The sequence below is a fragment of the Lysinibacillus sp. fls2-241-R2A-57 genome, from assembly GCF_030209535.1.
Lineage (GTDB): Bacteria > Bacillota > Bacilli > Bacillales_A > Planococcaceae > Lysinibacillus.
Map to the genome: position 1 here is coordinate 1 of NZ_JARVRU010000017.1, position 5,190 is coordinate 5,190.

Consider the following 5,190-nt stretch of genomic DNA (forward strand, 5'->3'; position numbering starts at 1 on the left):
AAATAGCAACAAGAAAAACCCTTTCATCGATCAAAATAAACCTATTTTTTCCTAATCAACACGCCTGCTCTTATATAATAGTATGAAGATTGATTTTTATAAAAAATATTGGTCATTTTCTTCCTTTATTATCAAACAATCACGCCCCCATTTATAGAGTAAGAATAGCCTTAATAGGTTTTATTAGAACTTAGGAATATTATTGTATCCCTCTATGATATCCCCAAATCCTTGGTTGATGAGAGAAATTGCTACCGGTCGAAGAATTTCCTGTTTGCTTTCCACAAGATATTGTGTTTTCGAGCGAATGAGACGATCAAATATTTCACTTCGTTTTTCTCCAACTGCCTCCCAAGTTTGTTGAGACTTCAGTAAATCTTCTAAAGTCAAGAGAGGATAATCGGTTCCTTCAAATGTAAAATCACCATTCACTTGATACCACACATCCCCATTCTCTCGTAACCATTTTTCTCCGATGCTTTCAACGCCCCTTCTCATATTTCTGGCTACGTCTATATAGGATTCTTCTTTTGTTTGTTGATAGGTTTCTAGTAAAAAATTCATTTCTCCTAAAGCATGATTTAAAGATACATGTGTCTTCTTTGCCTGCTTAGGAGAATAATAATCAGTCACAAGGTAACCACCTTTGGGAACTTCTATTATGTTTCCGTTTTTCGCCTGATTGACCAAGAAATCCGCATAGATGATGGTCGAGTTTTTGAGCTCTTTGATGTCAAGAATGTTCCCAGCTTCTTTTAGGAATAACGCGATTTTTTCGTTATGCCTAGTATCGATATAGGGAGCATTGATTCCGTAATCTTTTTTCAACCACGTACTCGTATACTCCGTTTCCCATAACCCTTTTTTATCTCCTTGAAAAATAAATAAGTTAGCAATAGAATTTAATAGCAAATCGTAGAAGTATCGCTCCTGTGTAGTTTCATAGTAATTTAATGCTTTCTTATCTTGAACCCTCACTAGATTTCGCCCATATCCTAACTTAGTTTCCGGTTCGATCGACCACGGGAGTTTTGTATAAGGCCCTTCGGCTGTATACCATTTGTTAATTTCTTTGTAATGTTTGGTACTTTGACTAATCCATTCATCGAGAGCTTGTTCTTTTTTAAACAGAGGCTCTTGTGCCACTAACACCCAGTTTTCAGATAAATCATTTCCTACTGAGTGAAGTGGAAGTGTTACAGTAAGTCCATTATTATCTTTAATTAAATTCAAGTTCTTATTTTCACTCGTCAACTCCCGAACCACACTCTTGTCACCGTTCTCATACTTTTTTATCAGTTCTTTCGTTACGTAGTTTCTGCTTATCATCATATTAGTAACTAAGTTTTCGTTTTCGTTTACTTTTAACAGACCTATAGGATAGCTGGTTGGATCTACACCAGATACATTATCGTGCTCATGTTGAATTTCCTGTCGTTCAAAATCTATCAAATCATACTGTACATTTCCGCTGATAGGGTACGATATCGAAGCACTATACCCTTTGCTGCTTTTATTTTGTAATTGAGTGAAAATGAAGAAATCCCCATTATCGATTTCTCGAACAGTAACCTTGATAGAACCTAAGTTTTCCCCATCTTCAAATAGATCATAAACCGTTGTTTGATCCATTGAACGAATATACGTTTTATTGGAACTTGTTGTTTTTTGTAGTAGTAAACCATTGGCTTCCAAATGTAATTGTGTGGAATTCGGTAATGCTAGAGAAACTCTCTCTCTAGGTTCATATATTTTATTTTCATCGCCACCTGTGCTGTTTAATGGAAATGAAGTCAAGATCATTAACACTAACATAGAGCATAAAATTTTGCTCCAGATTTTTCGTTTAAGCAAATCGATCGGTCCCCCCGATGTAACTACTCTTTTTATATGGATATCATCACCATAACGTATGTCATCCGTAACTTTTGGTAACGAGCCCTTTTATTTGAATTTTCCCAAAATTATACCAGTATTAAATAAGAAAAACAATGTATGAACTTTTCTAAAAAAATAAACAGATTATTAAATAAGTGATAAAATAAAAACTTTATCTTACGTACGGCTGGGACATAAGTATATTTTCAAGGCAACATTTAACATCAAAAAAGCGTGAGAAATCAACGTTTCTAAAATTGATTTCTCACGCTTTTTAAGGTTTTGACCAGTTCTGTCCCAGCCTCTAATCATCATTGCATCTAAAGTTATTTTATCCGCCCAAGCTTTTGTTACTGCTCTACCTTCTTTCCTTTCTTTGTATAAATCGATTTTTTACTCCCGATATCCTCTATTTTGTATTTGCTTGATGCCTATCTATACTTCTTAGTAATCGGCATATTTCAAGTAAAAGTATATTTAAACCTAACCAAACTCCACCAAAAACAAAACCAGCAGTAATATCGCTTGGAAGTTCATCGTTAAAATACAAATGACTGATTGCGATTAGTATTAATACAACTAATCCAGTAACTGGAACGAAGGTGTGAATCCATCGACCTTCAACAGAACGAACAACAATATAACTTGCGAAACCATAGATGATAAAATTCATTAGAGTTTGCTCGTTTGGAAAATGATTTTGGAAAATTGTTCTTAAACCTTCTTCATACAGCTCTCCCCCAACAAGAACTATCAAAAAAGAGCTTAATTCCATTAATTTATTTTGCCCCTTCAATAAAATCAAAAATAGAGTAAAAATAATCACGATACAAAGAACTATTCTCGAACCCATTAATGAGAATATGTGCATAGCCTCTGACCAATTTTGGTTGAAAATTAACGGCATTAACATACCCACAACCTGATTAAAAGTGGTAAATTCATTGCTTAGGAAGTCCTCTATCATTCCTATCATTAAAATGATTAGCCCTAAAGTCAGTATTAAAGTCAGTGCTAATAGAAATGCAACTTTCCTTTTCGTCTGGAATATTGTCAAAGTTATGTTTAATAATTTAGTGGTCGACTCTATAATGAGTGCTTTGTTTTTTTTGTATAGGAAATAAACGATACTAATAATTGCAATAGCTATTCCACCAATAATGAGGTATTTTTTAATTGAACTGTGAAACATCTCCCATTGTGGCCCCAATATTTTACCGAGTGAAATAAATACTGTCACCCAAAGGAATGCCCCAGTATAGGCAAAAATAGCATAGGTTTTATAGGGAAGTCTGGTAATCCCAGAAAAGTACCCTGTAATATGTCTAATTCCAGGTATAAAAAAGGCGATAACCAAGAGCTTATTGCCGTATTTGCTGAACCACAAAGATGTATTTTCTAATCGTTTTGGCCCTAAATGAACACGATAACCGTATTTTCCAAAGAATGGTTTTCCTAATTTATAACCTATCCAGTAGGAAATGGTCATCCCTAAACAAGATCCAGTACCAGCTATTCCTATGCTTAATATCCAATTTAAATCTCCTTTGTAAACAAGAAATCCAGTATAACTCATAAGCACTTCTCCAGGTAATGGGAGTGCGAGTAATTCTAGTAAAAGTGCTGTAAATAACACAATATATCCAAACTGATCGATATATGCTGTAACATCGCCCATGGATTGCCGTCCTTTATTATTTTTTTTAAAGTCTTATCCACCAGTTCTTCCTGTTTCTCGATTTCTTGTTTTTCCACTCAATAAAAACGTTCAAAAATATATTCATTTCATTTTGAAGGATTCCAATACTAAAATCTTTTACACGTATAATGGCATATTGGGCATTTTTATCTAAATAAATCTGTATCTTATCATGGCTATATTTCATTGCATTATCCAACAAAATAATGATTACTTGCTTAATCTTTAATTCTTCTGCACAAGTAACGCTTGTATCCTCTTGATAAGGCAATATTATTTTCGGTTACAGGAAGTGCTATAGGATTGACAACAATTGACGAACCAAGGGATTCTTAAAAAAATCTCTCACAAACAGCAACTCGTAGCTACCATTCACAAAGTAAGCGAAAACAAGCGCACACCTGTCATGTGGTGTGCGCTTGTTTTATGCTTTATATAGTTTGGATAAGTATAACTGGTTGACATTGGCCCTAAGCGCAATGTCCGGTACATTAACGCCTCTAGTTAAAAATCATAACTATATAAAAATACGTTAAGGTTTTCTTTCGTTTTATCAAATTGAATTTCTTTTTCATCTATACGATCGAAGTTTTGACTGTCATAATATCCATAGTTACATCTATTATCTGTATATAAATATAAAGATTTTACATCCATACTTTCCATATAATTAAACAGATGATTCATTAGAGCCTTCCCAACCCCAAGACCTCTTGATTCCCCCGATACAATAAATAATTCTATACAACCTTGAAAATCATTTTCTTTTCCGTTTATAAGCTCTTTATATGCCTCTTGAACCTTTCCAAACTCTTTCATGAATTTTTTATTTTCCTTATTAGTCATAAGTGCTTTAAGCATGGAAGTGGCAAGGCTGAAAATATTATGAGCTTTCTTTAAACGGTTTTTGTCTTTTTTTGAATCACCCAAAATAATACCAATCACCTTATTGTCTTTTTCTGCTACTTTGCTAAATGAGCTTTCTAAAATACAACCTTGAAGATAGATGGTTAATACAGAATCTAAAAATTTCTTATCCTTAATAAATTCGTTGAAACCAAATGCTTCACCAATCAATTCTTTAACGGATTCATAATCTTCTTTAACTAGACTTCTGTATATTACTTTTCCCATGTTTAAAAACTCCCTGTTATATAAGTAAATTTATTTAGTATTTCTTGCGAATACCTTATATTATGATATTAACGTCTCCCCTAAGAGGAGAGTCAACGATTCTGTACGGAAAAATATCAGGCGTGTTGATTAGGAAAAAAATAGATTTATAATTGAGCGATGAAAGGGTTTTTCTTGTTTTGCTAATATATTGGCTCATCACCAAAAGTTGTGGATGACATTTGTTAAAACATATGTCATGTATTAGTTGATCTTCGTTCTGGCTGGGCGACTCCTTGGGGATTAGCGTCATAGATGAGACCCTAAGCGAGCAACGCGAGTGAAGCGGCTCATCGGACGCGCCCAGTCGGAACGGAAATCACCCACTCGTTTTTTTGCCGAAGAGCCAAAAAAAGTTGTCTCAGCGCAAGGAATACTTTGAAGATTTATCGAAACAAAATCTCATTTTATCGAAACTTTTTGAGCTTTTATCGAAACAA

The 5,190-nt window shown here is 34.0% G+C and carries 4 protein-coding genes; all 4 read right to left on the bottom strand.

What is annotated here, in order from left to right:
* Nucleotides 1–183: 183 nt before the first annotated feature.
* The gene (locus QRN68_RS03450; protein WP_285395290.1) at nt 184–1,854 is read right to left on the bottom strand and encodes a hypothetical protein; all 1,671 of its coding nucleotides are present in this window, start codon (nt 1,852–1,854) and stop codon (nt 184–186) included.
* Between the two features lie 433 nt (nt 1,855–2,287).
* On the bottom strand, nt 2,288–3,556 hold the full coding sequence (locus QRN68_RS03455) for a VTT domain-containing protein (protein ID WP_285395291.1): 1,269 nt from the start codon (nt 3,554–3,556) through the stop codon (nt 2,288–2,290).
* A 25-nt stretch (nt 3,557–3,581) separates the two neighbouring features.
* Nucleotides 3,582–3,848: an ATP-binding protein gene (locus QRN68_RS03460; protein WP_285395292.1), complete on the bottom strand. Its 267-nt coding sequence runs from the start codon at nt 3,846–3,848 to the stop codon at nt 3,582–3,584.
* A 233-nt stretch (nt 3,849–4,081) separates the two neighbouring features.
* Nucleotides 4,082–4,711, bottom strand: a complete 630-nt coding sequence (locus QRN68_RS03465) for a GNAT family N-acetyltransferase (RefSeq protein ID WP_285395293.1) — start codon at nt 4,709–4,711, stop codon at nt 4,082–4,084.
* Between the last annotated feature and the right edge of the window lie 479 nt (nt 4,712–5,190).

Excerpts from the sequence above, each read along its gene's own strand:
- QRN68_RS03455 (WP_285395291.1), bottom strand. The coding sequence starts at position 3,556 with ATGGGCGATGTTACAGCATATATCGATCAGTTTGGATATATTGTGTTA.
- QRN68_RS03465 (WP_285395293.1), bottom strand. The coding sequence starts at position 4,711 with ATGGGAAAAGTAATATACAGAAGTCTAGTTAAAGAAGATTATGAATCC.